The organism is Streptomyces sp. NEAU-sy36 (assembly GCF_013423905.1).
Lineage (GTDB): Bacteria > Actinomycetota > Actinomycetes > Streptomycetales > Streptomycetaceae > Streptomyces > Streptomyces misionensis.
Genome location: NZ_CP058977.1, coordinates 5,278,041 through 5,298,242, shown reverse-complemented (window position 1 = coordinate 5,298,242; position 20,202 = coordinate 5,278,041). Strand labels below are relative to the sequence as shown.

The window sequence follows — 20,202 nt, the reverse complement described above, 5'->3', positions numbered from 1 at the left end:
TCTAAGGAAGCCCCCGCCATGCGCACGAGACTGGCCCTGCCCGTCGCCCTGATCGCCGCCGTCTCCGTCGCCGCCACCGCGTGCCAGTCCTCCTCGGGGAAGGACTCCGCGCGGTCGGACGCGAAGAACGCCCCCGCGGCCGCGCCGTCCGCCGCCGACTACAACCCCACGCCGTACGACCGGATCAAGGACGGGGGCACCTACACCACGGTCGGCACCTTCGACGACCAGGGCAACCCGTTCAACGTCAACTCCACGCTGACCGCGGCCCGCGTCTGGGCCTGGTACAACGCCGACGCGATCACCTACTCGCCGACCGGCGACGTGCAGTACAACCCGGACTACTTCAGCGACGTCAAGGTCGCCGTGGTGGGCGGCAACCAGCGAGTCACGCTGACCATCAACCCCAAGGCCGTCTTCAACGACGGCACACCCATCGACTGGACCGCGATCAGGGCCACCTGGAAGGCCAACAACGGTTCCGACAAGGCGTACGCCGCCTCCTCGACGGACGGCTACGACCAGATCACCTCGGTGACGAAGGGCGAGAACGCCAAGCAGGCCGTGATCACCTTCCACGGAGTGAACCCCTCCTGGTCGAGCCTTTTCACCACCTTCCTGCACCCCAAGGCCGCGACGGTCGCGAACTTCAACGACGCCTACGTCAAGAAGGCCCACCCCGAGTGGGGCGCGGGGCCGTACACCGTCGGCAAGTGGGACACCCACTCCGGCGACATCACGTTCGTCCGCAACCCGAAGTGGTGGGGCCGCAAGGGCAAGCTCGACAAGCGGGTCTACGTCAACCTGGAATCGACCGCCGCGATCAACGCCTTCAAGAACGGGCAGATCGACTACGTCTCCGCGACCGACGCCGAGAGCCTGAAGCAGATCAAGGGACTTCAGGGCACGGAGATCCGCAGCGGCGGAAGCCCCTTCGAGTACTCGCTCTACTTCAACACCAAGTCCTCCGTCATCGCCGACAAGGCCGTGCGCAAGGCCATCGAGGAGAGCGTCGACCGCACGCAGATCGCGAAGATCCGCTTCCAGGGCCTGGACTACAAGGAGCCGCTGCCCGGTTCCGCCATCCTCTACAGCTTCCAGAAGGGCTACCAGGACAACGTCTCCGCCGTGCTGAAGTACGCGCCGCAGGAGGCCGGGAAGGAACTGGACGCGGCGGGCTGGAAGCCCGGGAGCGACGGCGTACGCGTCAAGAACGGCAAGAAGCTCGAAGTCGGCTACACGCTCCTCGGCGACGACCCGCTGGACAAGGCGACCGCCGGCGCCCTCGCGGCGATGCTGAAGCCGGTGGGCATCCGCCTCGACATCAGAAAGGCCGACGAGGCGGACTTCTCCAAGATCCTCAGCGACCGCAAGTTCGACCTGTTCCTGTCGGGCAACCGCTCGATGGACCCGTTCGGCGCCCGCTACCTGTGCGACTTCTACTGCTCCGACCGCGACTCCAACATCACGGGCGCGGGCTCGCCCGCGCTGGACCGGGAGATCCGCGCCACCGGCGAGATCGCCGACCTCGGCAAGCAGGCCGCGGCGGCCAACGAGGTCGAACGGAAGGCGCTGCGGGAGTACGCCTTCCTCCCGCTGTTCAGCGGCCCCTCGACCTACGGGGTGAAGAAGGGCCTGGCCAACGTCGGCGCGACCATCTTCTACAACCCGCTCCCGGAGACGGTCGGCTGGGAGAAGTGACCGCCCCGGGCGGGGGGACGGCGGCCGGCCGCCGTCCCCCCGCCCGGCCCGCTCCGGGGAGCGCCTTTCGCGGCGAACCCGCTCAGGACCCGCCGCGCTCGCGGGGGATGCGCAGACCCGCCTCGATCGCCACCGGCAGCCGGTTCTCGGCCGGCGGCAGCGGGCAGGTGGCCAGGTCCGTGTAGGCGCACGGCAGGTTCGCGGCGCGGTTGAAGTCCAGGACGACCGTGCCGTCGGCGGCGGGTGGCCCGACGGTCAGGACCCGGTTGGCGGCGTAGGTGGTGACCCCGGAGGTCGCGTCGGTGAACAGCACCATCAGCCGGCCGGCGTGACCGGGGAACGCGGTCAGGGAGAGCCGTTGCCCGAGCAGGTCGAACTCGATCCTGCCCGGGGCGTCATAGACGTGTTCCAGGCCCTCGACGGCCGCGCCCACGGTGGTCGGCCGCGGCTCGTCGAAGGGGACGTAGCGGCCCGTCACGGCCCAGCGCGGGTCGGGGGCGTAGGCGGGCGTCCCCGTGAAGGCCGTACGCAGCGGCGCGTCCGGGTGCCGGGGGCGCACGATGTCATGGCCGCCCCGCCTGGCGACCTCGATGACCGCGTCCCCCCAGACCGCGTCGACGCCGCCGCGCTCGGCGAGCACGCCGAAGCGGTGTTCACCCCTTACCGGCGTTCCGCCGACGACGATTTCCTCCCCCTCGTCGAGGCGCACCACCACCCCGTCGGGACCGGTGTGCCACGCGCCGGGCGCGTCGGGGAAGCGCCGCGGTGTCCCGTCGAGCCAGTGCAGGTCGGTGATGGCCAGGAACCCGTGCGGGTCGGCGATCCTGGCTTCCTGGGCGCGGTACCACTCCAGCCAGTTCTCGGTGAACTCCCGGAGGTCCGTCGCGGTGGCCTCGGTGGTCATCGGTTCTCCTTCGTCACGCGAGGCCCGGCCTCGCACGGGGGGACGGGGCATCCGGCCGGGCCGGTGCCGACGGGCCGGCTCATCCGGCCAGTTCGCCGAGGAGCGCCCAGGTGCGGCGGCGGTCCGCGTCTCCGGCGATCTCGGTCCCGGTGAACACGACCTCGGTGGCCCCGGCGTCGCGGTAGCGCCGCACCTCGGCCTCGACGGCCTTCTCGTCGCCGATCACGGCGAGGTCGGCGGCGCGGCGGCCACCGGAGAGTTCGATGACCCGTGCGTAGGACGGGATCTGTTCGTAGAACGCGAGGGTCTCGGTGGCCTTCGCCCGCACCGCGTCCACGTCGTCCGTGACCACGCCGGGCACCAGGGCCACGATCCGGGGCGCGGGACGGCCGGCGGCCTGCGCCGCCGCGGTCAGGGCGGGGACGATGTGTTCCGCCAGGGCACGCGGGCCCGCCAGGTACGGCAGGATTCCGTCCGCCAGCTCGCCGCTGACCCGCAGTGCCTGCGGCCCCATGGCGGCGACCAGCAGGGGGACCCCGCCCTCGGCGCCCGGTACACGCGCCGGCACCGGGGTGGCGGCGGTGAGCAGCTCACCGTGGAAGTCGGCCGTTCCGGTCTCGGTCAACTGCCTGAGCGCGACGAGGAACTCGCGGAGGCGGGCGATGGGGCGCTCGAAGGGGAGGCCGAAGCCGGTCTCCGTCAGCAGCTTGGTGCCCAGAGCCAGCCCGAGGTGGTAGCGGCCGTGCGTCGCGGCCTGGGCGGTCTGGGCCTGGCTGGAGACCAGCAGCGGGTGCCGGCCGAAGACGGGGATCGCGGAGGTGCCCACGTGCAGTCCGGGTACCGCGCGTCCGACGAGCGCGGCGAGCTGGGGCGAGTCCGCGCCGAAGGTCTGGCCGAACCAGGCCGACCGCAGACCGGCGGCCGCGGCCTCCTGGGCCAGCTGCACGGTGGCGTCGACCTGGTTCTGCGCCTGGGACGCGTCGAGTGCTACTCCAACAGTCATGACAGTCAGAACGGGCGCCCTTCGGGGCGGCATTCCGGATCGTGTGTGACAGCTTCTTGTCAGTCGTGTGTACGGGCGCCCGCCTCGCCCGTACGGCACTCAGGGTGACGGCGTCACCGGGTCGCTGCCGAACCGCCCCGTCGCTCGGTGCTCCAGTAGAGGAGCGCCGCGAGCGCGAGGGCGGCGCCGAGGACGGTCAGGGCGGTCCAGCCCCCGGCGTGGTAGACGGCGGAGCCGGCCTGGGAACCGGCGGCGCCGCCGGCGAAGAACATGGCGATGAAGGCGCTGTTGAGACGGGCGCGGGCGGCGGGGTCCAGCTGGTACACGGTGTGCTGGCCGAGGATGAGGCTGGTCTGGACGGCCATGTCGACGAGGATCGCGGCCAGGGCGAGCAGGATGACGCTTTGCCCGCCGAACCCGGCGAGCGCGAACGCCAGGGCGGCCACCACGAAGGCGATGCCGGTCACCGGGCGGACGAGCCCCCGGTCGGCCCAGTGCCCGGCGAACGGCGCGACGGCCGCGCCGGCCGCGCCGACGAGCGCGAAGAGACCCACGCCGATCGACGAGTAGTGGAAGCGGGGGCCGGTCAGGACGAAGGAGACGGTGGTCCAGAACGCGCTGAACGCGCCGAACATGGCCGCCTGGTAGAGACCGCGGCGCACCAGCGCCGGGTGCGTGCGCACCATCCGGAAGGTGGAGCGCAGCACCTCGTGGTACGGGAGGGTGGTGGTGGGCGCGTGCCGCGGCAGGGCCGTGCGCAGGGCGACGCCGAGCACCGCCATCAGGACGGCGGACCCGAGGAAGACGACGCGCCAGCCCGCGAGGTCGGAGACCAGACTGCTCAGCGTGCGGGAGAGCAGGATGCCGGTGAGCAGGCCGCTCATCACCCGGCCGACGATGCGGCCCCGGGCGTGGTCGGGCGCGAGACTCGCGGCGAAGGGCACCAGTATCTGCGCGACGACCGAGGTGGCGCCGCTGACCAGCGACGCGATCAGCAGCATGGGGAAGTTGACGGCCAGACCCGCCGCCAGCAGGGAGAGGGTGGTGACCGCCAGCATCACTGCGATCAGGTTGCGCTTCTCCAGCCGGTCGCCGAGCGGGACGAGGAAGAGCATGCCGATCACGTAGCCGACCTGGGTGAGCGTGATCAAGGTGCCGGCCGCGGCCGTTCCGGTGTGGAACACGTCGCTCAGCGTGGACAGCAGGGGCTGGGCGTAGTAGAGGTTGGCGACCGTCATGCCGGAGGCGACCGCCAGAAGGGCGACCAGCCAGCCCGGCACGCCGTGCGGGGCTTCGGCGGTCGCGGGCCGGCGGCTGTGGGCATCGGTTGACGCGGAAGACATGTGCACCTTCTCTGACGGGCGAACCGGGAAGTCGGGTTCGGAACGGAGTCCTGCGGTGAGCCGGCAGCTCCTTCGCTGCCGACACGCAGGCGTAAGCGTCTGGCCGGGCTCTGCTCTTCCGCTCCCGGCGCGATGGTTCGTGAAGTCAGTCATCTTGATCGCAGATGAGACCGGACGAAGCGTAATTCCGGCGGGCCGCCGCCGGGCGGGCGCAGCGGCCAGAGTGCTTCCCCGGGCAATCCCCCGTGCGTTTCCCGGCAAGTCCCCGGGCGGGCGGGCCCTACGGTAATGAGGAGAAAATGCGCTTCCGGCCGGGCCGGGCGGCCGTCGCCGACCCCCGTGAGTCCGATCGCCTCGACGCGTACATCGCCGAAAGAGATCAAGGTAGAGCCATGGTGAACCAGCACCCGCTGCCGGAGGAGGGCGTACGGGAACCGAGTGGTGCGATCGCCCTGAGCGTCACCGCCCACATGGTGATGGGCCGGAGCCGGACGGTGCCGGTCACCGTGCGGCTCTCCTACGACCGGCTGGAGCCGTTCACCATGCTCCTGGACCTGCCCAGGCCCGACGGTTCCGGCAGCGCCCGCTGGTCCTTCGCCCGCGACCTCCTCCAGTCGGGGCTGCACAGGGCGTCCGGAGAGGGCGACGTGCGCATCTGGCCGCCGTGCCGCTGCAACGACAGGCCGGACGCGCGGCTCTTCCTGCGGGACCGCACCGGCTCGGTCCTGCTGGACGTTCCCAGTCAGCCGCTGCGCGAATGGCTGGTGCGCACCTGGGTGGCGGTTCCGCCCGGCGAGGAGAACCAGTGGATCGACTGGGACGTCCTCGTCGGCAGACTGCTCGACGGCCGCTGAGCGTCCCGCCCGCGGTACCGGGCGATCGACCGGCCCGCCCCGGCCGTCTCGCCCGCCGGTGCGCCGAGCGGCCCGCACCCCCGGTTCCCCGGGCCTCGAAGCGGTCGACGACCACCTTGGTCCCCACGTGATCCCTTGCCCGTGCCCGCATACGATGCAGCGGTGACGGCCGTCTTCGCACCGGGCGAGGCGACGGCGAGCGGGAGCTGATGATGGATCTGCGACAGATGGAAGTCATCGTCGCGGTGGCCGACACGGGCGGTTTCACGGCGGCGGCACGGCGCCTGCACGTGGTCCAGTCCGCGGTGTCCGGGACGGTCCGGTCCCTGGAACGCGAGTTGGGCACCCCCCTCTTCGACCGCACCACCCACCGCGTCGCCCTGACCCCCGCGGGCGAGGCCTTCGTCCCCGCCGCCCGGGCCACCCTCCGCGCCGCCGAACTGACCCGGGAAGCGGTCGACGCCGTCAAGGGACAGCTGCGCGGGCGGGTCACGGTCGGCACCATGCAAGGCGTATGGGCGGGGCTGCACCATGCCCTGGCGGCGCTGCGCACCGAGCATCCGGGCGTGGTGGTGCAGCTGCGGCAGGCCGCGGTCGCCGACATCCGCCAGGCACTGCGGGACGGCACCGTGGACCTGGCGGTCGTGGCCCTCGACCGGCAACAGCAACGCGGACTGACCACGCGCCTGCTGTCCCGTGAGGACATGGTGCTCGTGGCGTCGGAACACCGGGAACTCCCGGGTACGACTCCGGCACATGAGGTCGACCTCGCCGACATCGCCCAGTTGCCCCTGGTCGACTTCTCGCCGGGCTGGGCCATCCGCTACGCGGTCGACCGGGCCTTCCGCGCCGCCGGCGTCGAACGCAGCACGACGTTCGAGGTCAACGACATCGTCGCCGCGGCCGAGCTGGTCCGCAACGACCTGGGCGTGTGCATCATGCCCCGATCGATCGCGGACCGGTTCGGCGACCTGCGCCAGCACCCGTTCCAGCGGCACGCCCCGAACTGGAAGATCATGGTGGTCCGGCCCCCGGGTGAGGCGCCCCCGGCGGTCGCCGCGCTGCTGAAGCACATCGGGTGACGCGACCCGCGACCGGCGGGGACCGCCGCCGTCGTGTGGGCGATGCGCGCCGTACGTCTGCGGAGAGGGCAGGATTCGAACCTGCGTGGGTCCTCGCGGACCCGACCTCCGAGCCATGCTCGCCGGTCCCCGTTGAACCGCTCCGGGCACCTCTCCCTGCTCCCGGCCGGGCCCAGTGGCCCGTTCCGTTCACGGCGACCACTGTGCCGTGGGCCGCTGACCCGAGGCTGACGGCGAGCTGACGGGGCTCGCCGCGCACGCCCGCCGCGCACACGAAGAGGGCGGCTCCCGTGAGAGCCGCCCTCTTCCGTGTCCGCGGTCAGCGCGATCGTCCGGTCACGAGGCGGTAGATCAGCAGCACGATCACGGAACCCACGATCGCGGCGATCCACGTCGAGAGACTGAAGAAGCCGTTGATCGAGTGCACCCCGAAGATCACCTTCCCCAGCCAGCCGCCGAGCAGCCCGCCCACGATGCCGATCACCATCGTCACCAGGCAACCGCCCGGGTCCTTGCCGGGGGTGAGTGCCTTGGCGATGGCGCCCGCGATGAGGCCGATCAGGATCCAGGCGATGATGCCCACGAGGTCTTCCTTCCGTTCCGCTGTGTCACCCCCGGTGCGGGGCTCCCACGTAGATGCGGATATCCCTCTTGGGGCGGCATATGCAGGACCGGCATCGTGCCGTTGTCGCGGGACCTGACCCACCAGCGGGCACGCGACCCGCTGTAGAGTGTAAAAATGGCCCTTGACCTGCAAGAACGCAGGCAGGGGCCGGTGCGTCGGAGTGCACTGACACCGCGTACGAAGAAGGCTCGGGGCAGAAGGGACGGGCCATCGACTCCGGCGACGGTACCCTCTTCCGTCCGAAAAGGACCATCTTCCGACCGGGGCCGCCGTACGATCATCAGCCTCACCCGACCAGGATCCGACAGGAGCAGGAAATGTCCGAGACCGCCCCTGGCCTCACGACACAGCCCACCGCGACCACCTATGAACTCGGTGAGCTCCTGCCGTGGGCCTGGCAGGGCCGGATCAGGGTGCCGCACTTCCAGCGTGGCTTCCGCTGGCAGGCCAAGGACGTGCTGCGACTCTTCGACAGCATCGTGCGCGGCTATCCCGTGGGCAACCTGCTGCTGTGGGTGCGGAAGTCGCCCGCGGACAAGGTCAAGCTGGGGCAGCTGGTCATCGAGGCACCGGCGCACGACGAGGTGCTGTGGGTGGTCGACGGCCAGCAGCGCCTGACGAGCCTCGCCAACGCTCTGCACCCCGACGGCAACAAGCACGAGCCGTTCAACGTGGTCTACGACCTGGCCGAGGACGTGTTCATCGAGGCCCCCCGGTACGGCCTGGAGCCCCACCACATCGACGTTCCCACGCTCTTCGACGGCCGCCGGCTGCTGAGCTGGTTCCGGACGCAGGGGCCGGACGTGGAGGACTACTACGACAAGGCGGAGGAGGTCTCCACCAAGCTCCGCCAGTACAAGGTCCCCGCCTACCTGGTCCGTCAGGACGACCTGCGCGTCCTGACGGACATCTTCGACCGGATGAACAACTACGGTCGGCGGCTGAACCGGGCGGAGATCTTCACGGCCCTGAACTCCGGCACCGAGGAGGGCTTCGAAGGCCGGCTGAACTTCTCCCGCATCGCGGACAACGTGGCCGCCCGTACGCTGTTCGGAACCATCGACGTCAACACCATCCTGGCGGCGTTCCTGGCACGGCGGGGCCCCGACCCGATGCGGGACATCCGGACAGAGTTCAGTACGGGTTCCCGCCGCTCGCAGCTCGAGTTCGTGGAGGACGAGCAGACGGCCTACCGGGAGGCGGAGGAGGCGCTGGTCCGCGCCGTCATGTTCCTGATCGAGACGGCAGGGGTGCCGCACATCGCGCTGCTTCCCTACCGGGCCCAGCTCGTCGTCCTCACGCGGTTCTTCGCGCACTTCCCGGAGCCGACACCCAACAGCCTGAGGTTGCTGAGGCGCCTGTTCTGGCGTCTGTCGATCGCGGGTCCGTCGGTCTTCAGGGGTAGCTTCACCCAGTTCAGCCGCATTCTGAGCAACAAGATCAGGCCCGGCGACGAAGAGGGATCCCTGCAGGCGCTCCTGGAAACGATGAGGGGCGCCGTGTACGCCCGTCCCAACCCGGACCGCTTCCGCACGAACGAGGCCACCACGAAGATCGTGCTCAGCGCATGGTGGGCCTTGCGTCCCCGATCCCTCGCCACGGGCGTTCCCGCGGATGTCCAGAGCCTGTCCAGCGTCCTTGGTGACGAGCAGACACCGGTCGGCGCCACCCCGTACGTCTTCCCCCGCCTCAACGAGCCGGGCGAGAAGGACAAGCGGCTGTGGGCGGCCAACCGGATCTTCCTGCCGTTCGGCGAGGACCTGCCCTCCGAGGTCTTCCGTATGCTGGTGGAGCCCCGTATCGACCTCGACGAGACCACCTGGCGAGAGATCATCGACTCGCACCTCATCGACGACGAGGCCCTGGACGCGTTGGTGCGCGGGGACCGGACCGGTTTCCTCGAAGCGCGCCAGTCGCGCGTTCGTGCCCATCTCGACGACTTCCTCGCCCGGATGACCGAATGGCACTACGAGGACACGCCGTCCCTCGACGGACTGGACTTCGACGACGAGGACGAAGAGGAGAACGAACCGGAGATCGACTTCTCCGACGACCGTCTTCGTTAGCAGTACGGCGTTCACGTCATCGAAAGGGATGGTCATGGCCGGTCGTCTGCCGGAGGTTTTCCACGCCGTGCTGCTCCACGGCGTACGGGTGGGCACGCTCTGTCAGCGGGGGGACCACACGCGCTTCGTACTCAACCAGTCCTATGTGGAGAACCCCTCCAGACCGGTACTGGGCCTGCGCTTCGAGGAGGACTTGACCGGGGCGTACGCCGCCGCCCTGCGGTTGCCCCGCTGGTTCTCCAACCTCCTTCCGGAGGGCCCTCTGCGCGAGTGGATCGCCCAGGACCGGGGGGTCTCCCTGGACCGCGAGATGGAACTGCTCGCGCAGGTCGGGCACGACCTGCCGGGGGCGGTGCAGGTGCTTCCCGCGGACGGCCCCGACGACGGCTGGGAATGGAACGAGGCCGGCATCGCGCGCAAGGCCGGCGGCTCCGCGCATGCCGCCGGAGGCGAATCCCCCTGGCGGTTCTCCCTGGCGGGTGTGGCGCTGAAGTTCTCCCTGCTGGCCCGGGGCGACCGCCTGACGGTGCCGGTGGGCGGGGAACTGGGGGACTGGCTGGTCAAGTTCCCCGACTACCGCCATCCGCACGTACCGCGCAACGAGTTCGCGATGATGTCGCTGGCCAAGCAGGTGGGCGTCGATGTGCCCGACGTCCGGCTGGTGCACCGGGACGAGTTGGACGGCATCCCCGACCGCATGTGGCCCAACCGGGAGGAATGGGCATATGCCGTACGTCGGTTCGACCGCTCGCCCCAGCCGGGCCGTGCGCGCATCCATATCGAGGACTTCGCCCAGGTGAAGGACGTCTACCCCATCGACAAGTACAACTCGTCCTTCGAGACGGTCGCCTCCTTCGCCTACCGCGGCCATGACATGGAAGCCTTGCGTGAGGCGGTTCGGCGGATCGCCTTCTCCGTCGTCGTCGGCAACGGGGACGCGCATCTGAAGAACTGGTCACTCATCTACCGCGACCAGATCACCCCGAGCCTGTCACCCGTCTACGACCTGGTGTCCACCGTCCCCTACACCCCCTCCGACGAGGTCGAGGACCTCGGCCTCAAGCTGGGCGGCAGCAAGCGGTTCGAAGCGGTGAGCGCGGCCTCCTTCGCACGCCTCGAACGCCGCCTCGACCACCGGTTCGGGACCACGGGTGCGGAACTGGCGGAGATCGCCGTGCGTACGGCGGAGCGCGTACGGGAGGAATGGCCGGCGCACGAGCAGCTGCTGAGCGAGGTCCCGGACATCCGGCGCTCCGTGACCACGTGGATCCAGGAGTCCGCCGCCCGGCTCAAGAGGGGCACGCCCACGTCCTGACAGGGCGGCGCCGGCGAGGCCGTCGGAGCCATGGGTTGGTTTACCGCGCGGGCGCCGGGGCAACTCCCGGGGCCGACCTACCGCAGACCCGGCTCAGGAGCCCCCATGATCCAAGTCGCCGACTACGTTCTGCAACGCCTCGCCGAATGGGGCGTCCGACGGGTGTACGGCTATCCCGGAGACGGCATCAACGGGCTGCTCGGTGCCTTCGACCGGGCGAAAGGGGAACCGGAGTTCATCCAGACGCGGCACGAGGAGATGGCCGCGTTCATGGCCTGCGCGCACGCGAAGTTCACCGGCGAGGTGGGCTGCTGCACGGCGACCTCGGGGCCCGGCGCCGTGCACCTGCTCAACGGGCTGTACGACGCGAAGCTGGACCACCAGCCGGTGGTCGCCGTCGTCGGCCAGCAGAAACGGCTCTCCCTCGGCACCCACTACCAGCAGGAAGTGGATCTGGAGCGCCTCTTCGCGGACGTCTCCGAGTTCTGCCAGATGATCACCCACCCGGGGCAGGCCCGGCACGTCGTCGACCGGGCCTTCAAGACCGCCCTCACCATGCGGTCCGTGGCGACGGTCATCATCCCGAGCGATGTGCAGGAGGAGGACGCCCAGCCGTCGCCGCCGAAGACGCACGGGTCGGTGTTCTCCAGCGTCGGCTGGAGCCGGCCCCGTGTACTCCCCGATCCCGACGAACTGCGCAAGGCCGCCGACGTCCTCAACGAGGGTTCCAGGGTGGCGATGCTCGTGGGGCAGGGCGCGGCCAAGGCCCAGCAGGAGGTCGTCGAGGTCGCGGAGTTGCTGGGTGCCGGGGTGGCCAAGGCGCTGCTGGGCCGTGAGGTGCTGCCGGACGACCTGCCGTTCGTGACCGGTCCGATCGGCCTGCTCGGCAGCAAGGCCAGCGACGACATGATCCGGAACTGCGACACCCTGCTCATGGTCGGCACGAGCTTCCCGTACGCGGAGTGGCTGCCGGAGGAAGGGCAGGCGCGCGGTGTCGAGATCGACATCGACGGCCGGATGATCGGCATCCGCTATCCCATGGAGGCCCATCTCGTCGGCGACTCCAGGGAGACCCTCAAGGCGCTGATCCCGCTGCTGCGCCGCAAGGAGGACCGTACCTGGCGCGAGCGGATCGAGAAGGACGTCCGGGAGTGGAACGACCTGTGCGACCGCTGGGCCGGCCGGCACTTCGGGGGCACGATCAACCCGCAGGCCGTGGCCGCCGAGCTGTCGCCGCGCCTGCCCGACGGGTGCATCCTGACGGCGGACTCGGGCTCGGGCACCAACTGGTGGGCGCGGCACCTCAAGCTCCGCCAGGGCATGCGGGCGTCGCTGTCCGGGACGCTCGCGACCATGGGCCCCGGGACGCCGTACGCGATCGCCGCGCGCTTCGCCTACCCGGACCGGCCGGTGATCGCGTTCGTCGGCGACGGGGCGTTCCAGATGAACGGCATGGCCGAGATGATCACGGTCAAGCGGTATCTGGACCGGCTCTCCGGTCCGGCGCCGTTCGTCTTCTGCGTCTTCAACAACCAGGACCTCAACCAGGTCACCTGGGAGCAGCGTGCCATGGCCGGCGATCCGAAGTTCCCGGGCTCGCAGTACATCCCCGACGTCCCCTACGCGGCCTATGCGCGGTTGCTGGGCCTGAAGGGCATCGTCTGCGACGACCCGGACCGGGTCGGCGCGGCCTGGGACGAGGCGCTGGCGTGCGACAGGCCGGTGGTGCTGGAGTTCAAGGTCGACAACGAGATCGCGCCGATCCCGCCGCACATCATGAAGGCCCAGGGCGAGAAGGCGGCCAAGGCGGCGCTGCACGACCCGGAGCGGGCCGGTATCACCGCCAAGGGCGTACGCCAGAAGCTCACCGAGTACGCCGAGCACCTTCCCGGCCGCGGGGAGAAGTGAGCGGCCCGCGGCGGCGGCAGGTCACGGCCCGGCTGCCCCGGCGGATCACCGGGGCAGCGTCGACGCGTCGTTGAGCCGCACGGCGCACTCCAGCAGGAGGGCGTGCACGAACGCCTGGGGCAGATTGCCGCGCAGCTGGCGCTGACGCACGTCGTACTCCTCCGCGAACAGCCCGGACGGCCCGCACGCCGCCCGGGTCCGTTCGAACCAGCGCAGCGCGCCGGTCCGGTCGCCGAGGCGGTCGGTGGCCAGCGCCATGGTGAACCCGCAGAGCAGGAACGCCCCCTCGGCCTCGCCCAGCGGGACACCGGGGCGACGGAAGCGGTACAGATAGCCGTCCTCGGCCAGCTCGTCCTCGACGAAGCGGCGGGTGACCGCGCTGCTCGGGTCGTCGGCGGACGGGCAGCCCCGGGCGAGTGGCGTCAGCAGCGCGGCCTCCGGACCGTCGTCGTCGGCGGCCCGGCGCCAGCGGCCGTCGGCGCGCAGGCAGCGGCGCCGGGTCTCGGCGAACACGGTCTCGGCGAGGTCGGCGCCGCGCCGCCCGAGCGGCCCCGGAAGCACCGCGGCGATCCGGCGCAGACCGCAGACCACGCTCAGCCGGGACTGGGTCCACCACCGTTCGTCCAGTTCCCACAGCCCCGCGTCGGGCTGTTTCCAGTTGCGCTCCACCGCCTCGACCGCGACGGCGGCCGCCCGCTCCCCGTCGGGGGTGAGCCGGTCGTGGTGCGCCGCGGCGGCGAACAGCTGGAGCGCCTCCCCGAACGCGTCGAGCTGGAACTGCTCGGCCGCGTGGTTCCCGATCCGGTCCTGGCCCCCGGGGTAGCCGGGGAAGGGCAGCCCGCGCTCCCGCGGGACCCGTCCGCCGCCGACGTCGTACGCGGGGCGCAGGCCCTCGCCGTCGGCCAGGATGCGTTCGGTGGTGAAGCGCACCGCCGAGTCGAGCAGCTCGTGCGGGCCGTGGGCGGCGACCGCGAGACCCGCGTAGCTCTGGTCGCGGATCCAGGCGAAACGGTAGTCGTAGTTGCGGCCGGAGTCGGCGCGCTCCGGCAGCGAGGTGGTGGCGGCGGCGACCATGCCCCCGGAGGAACTGGTCAGGCCGCGCAGGACGGCGTAGGCATGCCGGGCGTCGCGCGGTGCGGCCAGCCCGGAGCAGTCCGGCACCGCCCGCCGCCAGGCGTCCTGCGTCGCCTCCCACAGCCGGTCCGGCTCCAGGCGCTCGGTGCTCTCGTGCTCCGACAGTTCCAGGACGAGGTCGTGGTGCTCGCCCTTGCGCAGCCGGAACTCCCCGCACAGCCCGGCCTCCGGGTGCCACCGGGCGTCCTGGGCGCCGGCGAGCCGCAGCCGCAGACCGCCGGCGTCCGCGGTCCACACGCCGTCCGCCGTCCGCGGCTCGCGCACCCGGCCCGCGCCGAAGCCGGGCCGTGGATCGAGGGTCAGCCGCAGCCGTGCCGCACCGTGTTCGACGCGCATCCTGCGCAGCAGCACGAGCCGGTCCACCGAACTCGGCATCGCCAGCGCGTCGCGGCACTCGATCACCGCGCCGGAACTCACCCACCGGCTGACCCGGATCAGCGTGCCGTCCTCGTAGTAGCCACCCCACACGTGCCAGCGGTCCGCCGGCTCGACGCCAAAGTACCCGGGGCCCCCGATCAGGGCGGAGAAGACGGCGTCACTGTGCCAGCGGGGAGCGCACAGCCAGACGATCCGTCCCTCGGGGTCCACGACGGCGCCGCGTTCGCCGTCGGCGAGCACCCCGTACTCCCGCAGCACCCAGGGCGGGCAGACCCCGTTCCCGACCTCCGCCTGTTCGCCGACTCGCTCGTTCATGGCACGGGGGGTTTCCCCGCTGCCCCGTCGGGAAACGAAGCGCGCGTCGAAGGGCGGCGTCAGCGCTGGTGCTGAGGGCGGCCGGCGGCCGGGGCCGTCCGGGTGGCGCGCAGCCCGGCCGCCGCGAAGGCGGAGGCGACCGCGAGGTCCACGCAGGCCGCCGTGCGCCAGCGCTCGCTGCCCAGCGCCAGCCCGGCCATCGTGGCCGCGTGCAGGCCATCGGGCACGACGGTCCACGCGGCCGGGACGACTCCCGCGGCCGTGGCGAGGCCCTGCACCACATGGCGGGCCCCCAGCAGCCGGACCACGGTGTCCGCGGCCGTACTCGCCGGTGCGCGCGGGCAGCGCCGCAGCACGGCGGCCGGACACACGGTGAGGACGGCGCCCCAGGCGACGCGGACCGCGGTCGTGGCGGCCGTCGCCGGCTTCCGGGCGCGGGGCGAGTGCGCGACGAGTTCCACGGCGGACTCCTTCCGGCCGGACGGTACGGCGGTACCCGCCAAACCCGGACTACCCGTTCCACCCGGGGGTTCACCCCAAATCCGCGCCGAGCGGGTGGACTTCGCGTGAACCCGAGGAATCGGGATACCCATGCTGCACCCCAGCAAGCCCGCCAGCGCAGAGGCACACATGATCGCCCCGACCACCCTCCGCCCGCCGGGGCAGCCCGAGACCGACGGCGCGCTCACGTCCTCGCGGATCGACGAGATCGTCGGGCGGATCGGCCGGTGCCCTCCGGGGCGCGAGCGGGACGCGGCCCGGGAGCGGGCCATCCGCACCCTGATCCCCGTCGCCCACCGGATCGCCGCCAAGTACCGCAACACCGGCTTCGAGGAGCAGGACGACCTCTTCCAGGTGGCCTGCGAGGGTCTGGTCAAGGCCATCGACGGCTACGACCCCGACCACGGACACGCCTTCCTGTCGTACGCGGTGCCGACGATCACCGGGGAGCTGAAACGCCACTTCAGGGACCGGACCGGACTCGTGCGACTGCCCCGGGCCGTGCAGGAGGCGAGGCAGCGGGTGCGGCGCGCACGGCGGGAGCTGGAACAGGCGGGGGGTGGCCGCCCGCCCACGCTCGGGGAGATCGCCGCGGCCTGCGGTCTGTCCGAGGACAGGGCGGCCGAGGCCATCCGCTCCGAGGACGCGGCGCGGCCCCGCTCGCTCGACGCGCCGTCGGAGGGGCCGGAGGGGGAGCTGCCCGCGTACGGCGAGGTGTTCGGCGACCGGGACGCCCGGATCGAGGCCGTCGCCGAGCGAGTGGGACTCGTCGAGGCGTTGCGGCGGTTCCCGGAGCGGGAGCGACGCATCCTGGTGCTGCGCTTCTTCCACGACCGGACACAGCAGCAGATCGCGGCCGAGGTGGGCATCTCGCAGATGCATGTGTCCCGGCTGCTCGCCCGGTGCCTGGCCCGGCTGCGCGACATGCTCGGGCATCTCGACCCCGCGCGCCCTGCCGGACCGGAGCCCGCGGCGGAGGGTGCCGGACGGGCTCCGGCACCGGCCCGTGGCGGCCACGGCCGTCTCCACCGCACGCGGCCCGCCCGCGAGGACGCCCATGGCCGGGGGCGGCGGGGCGCGGCCTGCCGGTCCCGGGCAACGGGTCCCGGGCGGCGGTGGGAGCCGGACCACCCCGGCCGGGCAGGCGCGCGCGGTCCGAGCCCGGCGGAGCCACTCGGGCCGGCGCGTCGTCGGCCGGACAGGGGAGCCCGACCGCCGGTCGTTTACGCGACGCCGCCACAGGTCACCTCGTGCGGACGGCACAGGTGCGCATCCGAGGGAGCACGTCATGACGCTGGTGGCCGACTACGTACTGCAACGCTTGCGGGAATGGGGGATCAAGCGGGTGTACGGCTATCCCGGCGACGGGATCAACGGGCTGCTCGGTGCCTTCGACCGGGCGAAAGGGGAACCGGAGTTCATCCAGACGCGGCACGAGGAGATGGCCGCCTTCATGGCCTGCGCGCACGCCAAGTTCACCGGCGAGGTGGGCTGCTGCGCGGCGACCTCGGGGCCCGGCGCCGTGCACCTGCTCAACGGGCTGTACGACGCGAAGCTGGACCACCAGCCGGTGGTCGCCGTCGTCGGTCAGCAGAAACGGCTCTCCCTCGGGGCGCACTACCAGCAGGAGATCCCGCTCGCGCAGCTCTTCGCGGACGTCTCCGACTTCTGCCAGATGATCACCCACCCGGGGCAGGCCCGGCACGTCGTCGACCGGGCCTTCAAGACCGCCCTCACCATGCGGTCCGTGGCGACGGTCATCATCCCGAGCGATGTGCAGGAGGAGGACGCCCAGCCGTCGCCGCCGAGGACGCACGGGTCGGTGTTCTCCAGCGTCGGCTGGAGCCGCCCGCGCCTGCTGCCCGACCCGGACGAACTGCGCAGGGCGGCGGACGTCCTCAACGCCGGGACGAAGGTCGCCATGATCGTCGGCCAGGGCGCGGCGCACGCGGAGAGCGAGCTGGTCGAGACGGCGGAGTTGCTGGGTGCCGGGGTGGCCAAGGCGCTGCTGGGCCGTGAGGTGCTGCCGGACGACCTGCCGTTCGTGACCGGTCCGATCGGCCTGCTCGGCAGCAAGGCCAGCGACGACATGATCCGGAACTGCGACACCCTGCTCATGGTCGGCACGAGCTTCCCGTACGCGGAGTGGTTGCCGGACGAGGGGCAGGCGCGCGGTGTCGAGATCGACATCGACGGCCGGATGATCGGCATCCGCTATCCCATGGAGGCCCATCTCGTCGGCGACTCCAGGGAGACCCTCAAGGCGCTGATCCCGCTGCTGCGCCGCAAGGAGGACCGTACCTGGCGCGAGCGGATCGAGAAGGACGTCCGGGAGTGGAACGCGATCTGCGACAAGCGGGCCGGCCGGCACTTCGGCGGGACCGTCAATCCGCAGTCGGTCGCCGCCGAGCTGTCGCCGCGCCTGCCCGACGGGTGCATCCTGACGGCGGACTCGGGCTCGGGCACCAACTGGTGGGCGCGGCATCTGAAACTGCGCCAGGGCGTGCGGGCGTCGCTGTCCGGGACGCTCGCGACGATGGGCCCCGGGACGCCGTACGCGATCGCCGCGCGCTTCGCCTACCCGGACCGGCCGGTGATCGCGTTCGTCGGCGACGGGGCGTTCCAGATGAACGGCATGGCCGAGATGATCACGGTCAAGCGGTATCTGGACCGGCTCTCCGGTCCGGCGCCGTTCGTCTTCTGCGTCTTCAACAACCAGGACCTCAACCAGGTCACCTGGGAGCAGCGTGCCATGGCCGGCGATCCGAAGTTCCCGGGCTCGCAGTACATCCCCGACGTGCCGTACGCCAAGTACGCCGAGATGCTCGGCCTGAAGGGCATCTACTGCGACAAGCCGAAGAAGGTCGGCAAGGCGTGGGACGAGGCACTGGCCTCGGACGTACCGGTGGTGCTGGAGTTCAAGGTCGACCAGGAGATCGCGCCCGTCCCGCCGCACATCATGCTCGCTCAGGGCAAGAAGGCCGCCAAGGCGGCCGTTCGCGACCCGGAGCGGGCGGGCATCGCCGCCAAGGGCGTACGCCAGAAGCACACCGAGGTCGCCGGGCACCTGCCGGGACGGCATTCGTGAGCGGCGCGGAGACCGGTGCCGGGCGGGAGCGGCTGGAATGCCGCATCGACGCGGTGGACGTGCACGCGTTCGAGGTGCCGACCGACGGCCCGGACGGCAAGGAGCAGGACGGCACCCTGGAATGGGACTCCACCACCATGGTCCTGGTCCGGGTGCACGCCGGCGGCCGAACGGGCCTCGGTTACACCTACGGGGACGTCTCGGTCGCCTCGTTCGTCGACTCCGTACTCACGCAGGTGATCAACGGACAGCCCGCCACGGCGCCCCCGGCCCTGTGGCAGCTGATGGGGCGGCGGATCCGCAACGCCGGCCGCCCCGGCGTCGGCGCGATGGCCCTCTCCGCGGTGGACGTGGCGCTGTGGGACCTCAAGGCCAGGCTCCTCGGCCTGCCGCTGGTCCGGTTGCTCCCGGCGTACCACGACCGGGTCCCGGTGTACGGCAGCGGCGGCTTCACGAACTACCCCCTGGACCGCCTCGCCGGCCAGCTCACAGGATGGGTGGAACAGGGCATCCCGCGCGTGAAGCTGAAGACCTCCCGGCACCCCGAAGACGATCCGCAACGCCTGGCGGCGGTCCGCAAGGCCATCGGAGACGACCCGGAGATCCTCACCGACGCCAACGGGGCGCTGGGCCGCAAGCAGGCGTCGTACTGGGCGCGCAGGTTCCACGAGGAGTGGGACGTGCGGTGGTTCGAGGAGCCGGTCAGCTCCGCGGACCTGGAGGGACTGCGCCTGCTCTGCGAGCGGGGCCCGGACCTGCTGGAGATCGCGGCCGGGGAGTACGCCTACACCACGCAGGACTTCGTCAACCTCGTCGAAGGCCCGGCCGTGGACTGCCTCCAGGCCGACGTCACCCGGTGCGGAGGCATCACCGGCGTACTGGAGACGGCCGGCCTCGCGGCCGCCCACCACCTGGACCTGTCCGCCCACTGCGCCCCCGCCGTCTCGGCCCACGCCTTCTGCGCCGTGCGCCGGCTGCGGCACCTGGAGTACTTCCACGACCACGTGCGGTGCGAGGACCTGCTGTTCGACGGCACGCTGTCGCCCGACGGCGGTGCCCTGCGCCCGGACACCTCGCGGCCCGGCCTCGGCCTGGAGGTCAAGTGGCCCGACGCCGAGCGGTACCGCGTCTACGGACGTCAGCCCACCTGACCGGGCCGGCGAGGGAAAGTTGACACCTATGGCGAAGCCACCCCACCGGGCGACCCGTGGGATCCCGGCCAAGACCCACCCGCGGATCCCCGGAGCGCCCCGGGCCCGTCGGACACTCGACGTCGGCAAGCTGGAGCGGCCCTGCGCAAGGGCGTCGAGGGCGAAGTGCGCTTCGACGCCGCCTCGTTGGGCCTGTAAGCCTCGCCTGCGAACAGGACGGCGGCGACTTGGCCCACGCCACCCTTCGCTGCGTCGGCATCGGCAAGTGCCGCGTCCCGCGGGCCGAGACGACGATGTGCCCCAGCTACCAGGTCACCCGCGAGGAGAAGCACACCACCCGCGGCCGGGCCCGTCTGCTGTTCGAGATGCTGAACGGCGAAGTGATCACCGGCGGCTGGCAGTCCGAGGAGGTGTACGACGCCCTCGACCTGTGCCTGGCCTGCAAGGGCTGCACCAACGACTGCCCCGTCAACATGGACATGCCCACCTACAAGTTCGAATTCCCCTAGTCGCCGCTACGCCTACGCCTTCGGCTTCACCGACCAGGCGGCCAGGATCGCCTCCCACGTCCCCGGCGCCGTCAACCTCGCCACCCACACACCGGGCCTCGCCCAGGTCGTCAAGCTCGTGGCGGGCATGCTGCCGTGGATCAGTGGTGCCTGGTCTTCAGCAGCATGGCCACGAGGGTCACGGCCAGAATCCCGAACATCACCGCGAACCACGGGAAGAGGTCTTCCACCCCGGCCGCCAGGTAAAGGATCTTTCCGTATTCGACGTTCACTGCCATCGCCTTCCTCCGCTGCACCTCCGGGTACCCTCGGCCGGCTCCCCGGC

The 20,202-nt window shown here is 71.4% G+C and carries 15 protein-coding genes and 3 pseudogenes; 10 read left to right on the top strand and 8 right to left on the bottom strand.

The features are described 5' to 3' along the window. Window positions 1-18: 18 nt before the first annotated feature. Entirely contained in the window at window positions 19-1,701 is a 1,683-nt protein-coding gene (locus HZZ00_RS23350) for an ABC transporter family substrate-binding protein (protein WP_180328284.1), read from the top strand. A gap of 82 nt (window positions 1,702-1,783) precedes the next feature. On the opposite strand, the gene HZZ00_RS23345 is transcribed toward HZZ00_RS23350, so the two are convergent. The 3 genes from HZZ00_RS23345 to HZZ00_RS23335 form a co-directional block, all read right to left on the bottom strand. Beyond that, window positions 1,784-2,605, bottom strand: a complete 822-nt coding sequence (locus HZZ00_RS23345; protein WP_180328283.1) for a DUF1684 domain-containing protein — start codon at window positions 2,603-2,605, stop codon at window positions 1,784-1,786. Window positions 2,606-2,684: 79 nt separating this feature from the next. Then, the gene (locus HZZ00_RS23340) at window positions 2,685-3,608 is read right to left on the bottom strand and encodes an LLM class F420-dependent oxidoreductase (RefSeq protein WP_180328282.1); all 924 of its coding nucleotides are present in this window, start codon (window positions 3,606-3,608) and stop codon (window positions 2,685-2,687) included. Window positions 3,609-3,721: 113 nt separating this feature from the next. Then, window positions 3,722-4,888 carry an MFS transporter gene (locus HZZ00_RS23335; RefSeq protein ID WP_374028562.1) on the bottom strand — a complete coding sequence of 389 codons (1,167 nt, stop codon included), beginning with the start codon at window positions 4,886-4,888 and terminating at the stop codon, window positions 3,722-3,724. A 455-nt stretch (window positions 4,889-5,343) separates the two neighbouring features. On the opposite strand from HZZ00_RS23335, the gene HZZ00_RS23330 reads away from it, so the two are divergent. Then, window positions 5,344-5,805: an SsgA family sporulation/cell division regulator gene (locus HZZ00_RS23330; RefSeq protein WP_180328280.1), complete on the top strand. Its 462-nt coding sequence runs from the start codon at window positions 5,344-5,346 to the stop codon at window positions 5,803-5,805. Window positions 5,806-6,032: 227 nt separating this feature from the next. Then, window positions 6,033-6,887 (top strand): LysR family transcriptional regulator, encoded by an 855-nt coding sequence (locus tag HZZ00_RS23325; RefSeq protein ID WP_257585143.1) that lies wholly within the window; start codon window positions 6,033-6,035, stop codon window positions 6,885-6,887. A 60-nt stretch (window positions 6,888-6,947) separates the two neighbouring features. Here the strand turns inward: HZZ00_RS23325 and HZZ00_RS23320 are convergent. After that, window positions 6,948-7,043, bottom strand: a pseudogene (locus HZZ00_RS23320). Between the two features lie 163 nt (window positions 7,044-7,206). Continuing rightward, entirely contained in the window at window positions 7,207-7,470 is a 264-nt protein-coding gene (locus tag HZZ00_RS23315) for a GlsB/YeaQ/YmgE family stress response membrane protein (RefSeq protein ID WP_180328279.1), read from the bottom strand. A gap of 359 nt (window positions 7,471-7,829) precedes the next feature. On the opposite strand from HZZ00_RS23315, the gene HZZ00_RS23310 reads away from it, so the two are divergent. The 3 genes from HZZ00_RS23310 (at window position 7,830) to HZZ00_RS23300 (ending at window position 12,801) form a co-directional block, all read left to right on the top strand. Continuing rightward, on the top strand, window positions 7,830-9,578 hold the full coding sequence (locus HZZ00_RS23310; RefSeq protein ID WP_180328278.1) for a DUF262 domain-containing protein: 1,749 nt from the start codon (window positions 7,830-7,832) through the stop codon (window positions 9,576-9,578). Between the two features lie 34 nt (window positions 9,579-9,612). Then, the gene (locus tag HZZ00_RS23305; protein WP_257585142.1) at window positions 9,613-10,893 is read left to right on the top strand and encodes a type II toxin-antitoxin system HipA family toxin; all 1,281 of its coding nucleotides are present in this window, start codon (window positions 9,613-9,615) and stop codon (window positions 10,891-10,893) included. Window positions 10,894-10,998: 105 nt separating this feature from the next. Next, a complete protein-coding gene (locus HZZ00_RS23300) occupies window positions 10,999-12,801 on the top strand; it encodes a thiamine pyrophosphate-requiring protein (protein ID WP_180328276.1) in 1,803 nt (600 codons plus the stop codon). A 45-nt stretch (window positions 12,802-12,846) separates the two neighbouring features. On the opposite strand, the gene HZZ00_RS23295 is transcribed toward HZZ00_RS23300, so the two are convergent. Together HZZ00_RS23295 and HZZ00_RS23290 are read right to left on the bottom strand one after the other, a co-directional pair. Further along, window positions 12,847-14,628 (bottom strand): glycoside hydrolase family 15 protein, encoded by a 1,782-nt coding sequence (locus HZZ00_RS23295; protein ID WP_180328275.1) that lies wholly within the window; start codon window positions 14,626-14,628, stop codon window positions 12,847-12,849. A gap of 59 nt (window positions 14,629-14,687) precedes the next feature. Continuing rightward, entirely contained in the window at window positions 14,688-15,089 is a 402-nt protein-coding gene (locus HZZ00_RS23290; protein ID WP_180328274.1) for a hypothetical protein, read from the bottom strand. Window positions 15,090-15,219: 130 nt separating this feature from the next. On the opposite strand from HZZ00_RS23290, the pseudogene HZZ00_RS39255 reads away from it, so the two are divergent. The 4 genes and pseudogenes from HZZ00_RS39255 to HZZ00_RS38740 form a co-directional block, all read left to right on the top strand. Beyond that, window positions 15,220-15,999 (top strand): annotated as a pseudogene (locus HZZ00_RS39255) (sigma-70 family RNA polymerase sigma factor); the annotation flags it as partial. 418 nt (window positions 16,000-16,417) lie between these two features. Then, the gene (locus HZZ00_RS23280; RefSeq protein ID WP_180328273.1) at window positions 16,418-18,217 is read left to right on the top strand and encodes a thiamine pyrophosphate-requiring protein; all 1,800 of its coding nucleotides are present in this window, start codon (window positions 16,418-16,420) and stop codon (window positions 18,215-18,217) included. Then, a complete protein-coding gene (locus HZZ00_RS23275) occupies window positions 18,214-19,368 on the top strand; it encodes an enolase C-terminal domain-like protein (protein WP_180328272.1) in 1,155 nt (384 codons plus the stop codon). Before HZZ00_RS23280 ends, HZZ00_RS23275 begins: the two co-directional genes overlap by 4 nt. A gap of 203 nt (window positions 19,369-19,571) precedes the next feature. Next, window positions 19,572-20,007 (top strand): annotated as a pseudogene (locus HZZ00_RS38740) (4Fe-4S dicluster domain-containing protein); the annotation flags it as partial. 10 nt (window positions 20,008-20,017) lie between these two features. Here HZZ00_RS38740 and HZZ00_RS23265 read toward each other — a convergent pair. Continuing rightward, window positions 20,018-20,155 carry a hypothetical protein gene (locus tag HZZ00_RS23265; protein WP_180327578.1) on the bottom strand — a complete coding sequence of 46 codons (138 nt, stop codon included), beginning with the start codon at window positions 20,153-20,155 and terminating at the stop codon, window positions 20,018-20,020. Window positions 20,156-20,202 lie beyond the last annotated feature (47 nt).

What these genes read in the sequence shown, in the direction of transcription:
- HZZ00_RS23310 (WP_180328278.1), top strand. Translation starts at nt 7,830, where the DNA reads ATGTCCGAGACCGCCCCTGGCCTCACGACACAGCCCACCGCGACCACC.
- HZZ00_RS23280 (WP_180328273.1), top strand. Translation starts at nt 16,418, where the DNA reads ATGACGCTGGTGGCCGACTACGTACTGCAACGCTTGCGGGAATGGGGG.
- HZZ00_RS23265 (WP_180327578.1), bottom strand. Translation starts at nt 20,155, where the DNA reads ATGGCAGTGAACGTCGAATACGGAAAGATCCTTTACCTGGCGGCCGGG.
- HZZ00_RS23330 (WP_180328280.1), top strand. Translation starts at nt 5,344, where the DNA reads ATGGTGAACCAGCACCCGCTGCCGGAGGAGGGCGTACGGGAACCGAGT.
- HZZ00_RS23300 (WP_180328276.1), top strand. Translation starts at nt 10,999, where the DNA reads ATGATCCAAGTCGCCGACTACGTTCTGCAACGCCTCGCCGAATGGGGC.
- HZZ00_RS23295 (WP_180328275.1), bottom strand. Translation starts at nt 14,628, where the DNA reads ATGAACGAGCGAGTCGGCGAACAGGCGGAGGTCGGGAACGGGGTCTGC.
- HZZ00_RS23345 (WP_180328283.1), bottom strand. Translation starts at nt 2,605, where the DNA reads ATGACCACCGAGGCCACCGCGACGGACCTCCGGGAGTTCACCGAGAAC.
- HZZ00_RS23350 (WP_180328284.1), top strand. Translation starts at nt 19, where the DNA reads ATGCGCACGAGACTGGCCCTGCCCGTCGCCCTGATCGCCGCCGTCTCC.
- HZZ00_RS23305 (WP_257585142.1), top strand. Translation starts at nt 9,613, where the DNA reads ATGGCCGGTCGTCTGCCGGAGGTTTTCCACGCCGTGCTGCTCCACGGC.
- HZZ00_RS23325 (WP_257585143.1), top strand. Translation starts at nt 6,033, where the DNA reads ATGGAAGTCATCGTCGCGGTGGCCGACACGGGCGGTTTCACGGCGGCG.
- HZZ00_RS23340 (WP_180328282.1), bottom strand. Translation starts at nt 3,608, where the DNA reads ATGACTGTTGGAGTAGCACTCGACGCGTCCCAGGCGCAGAACCAGGTC.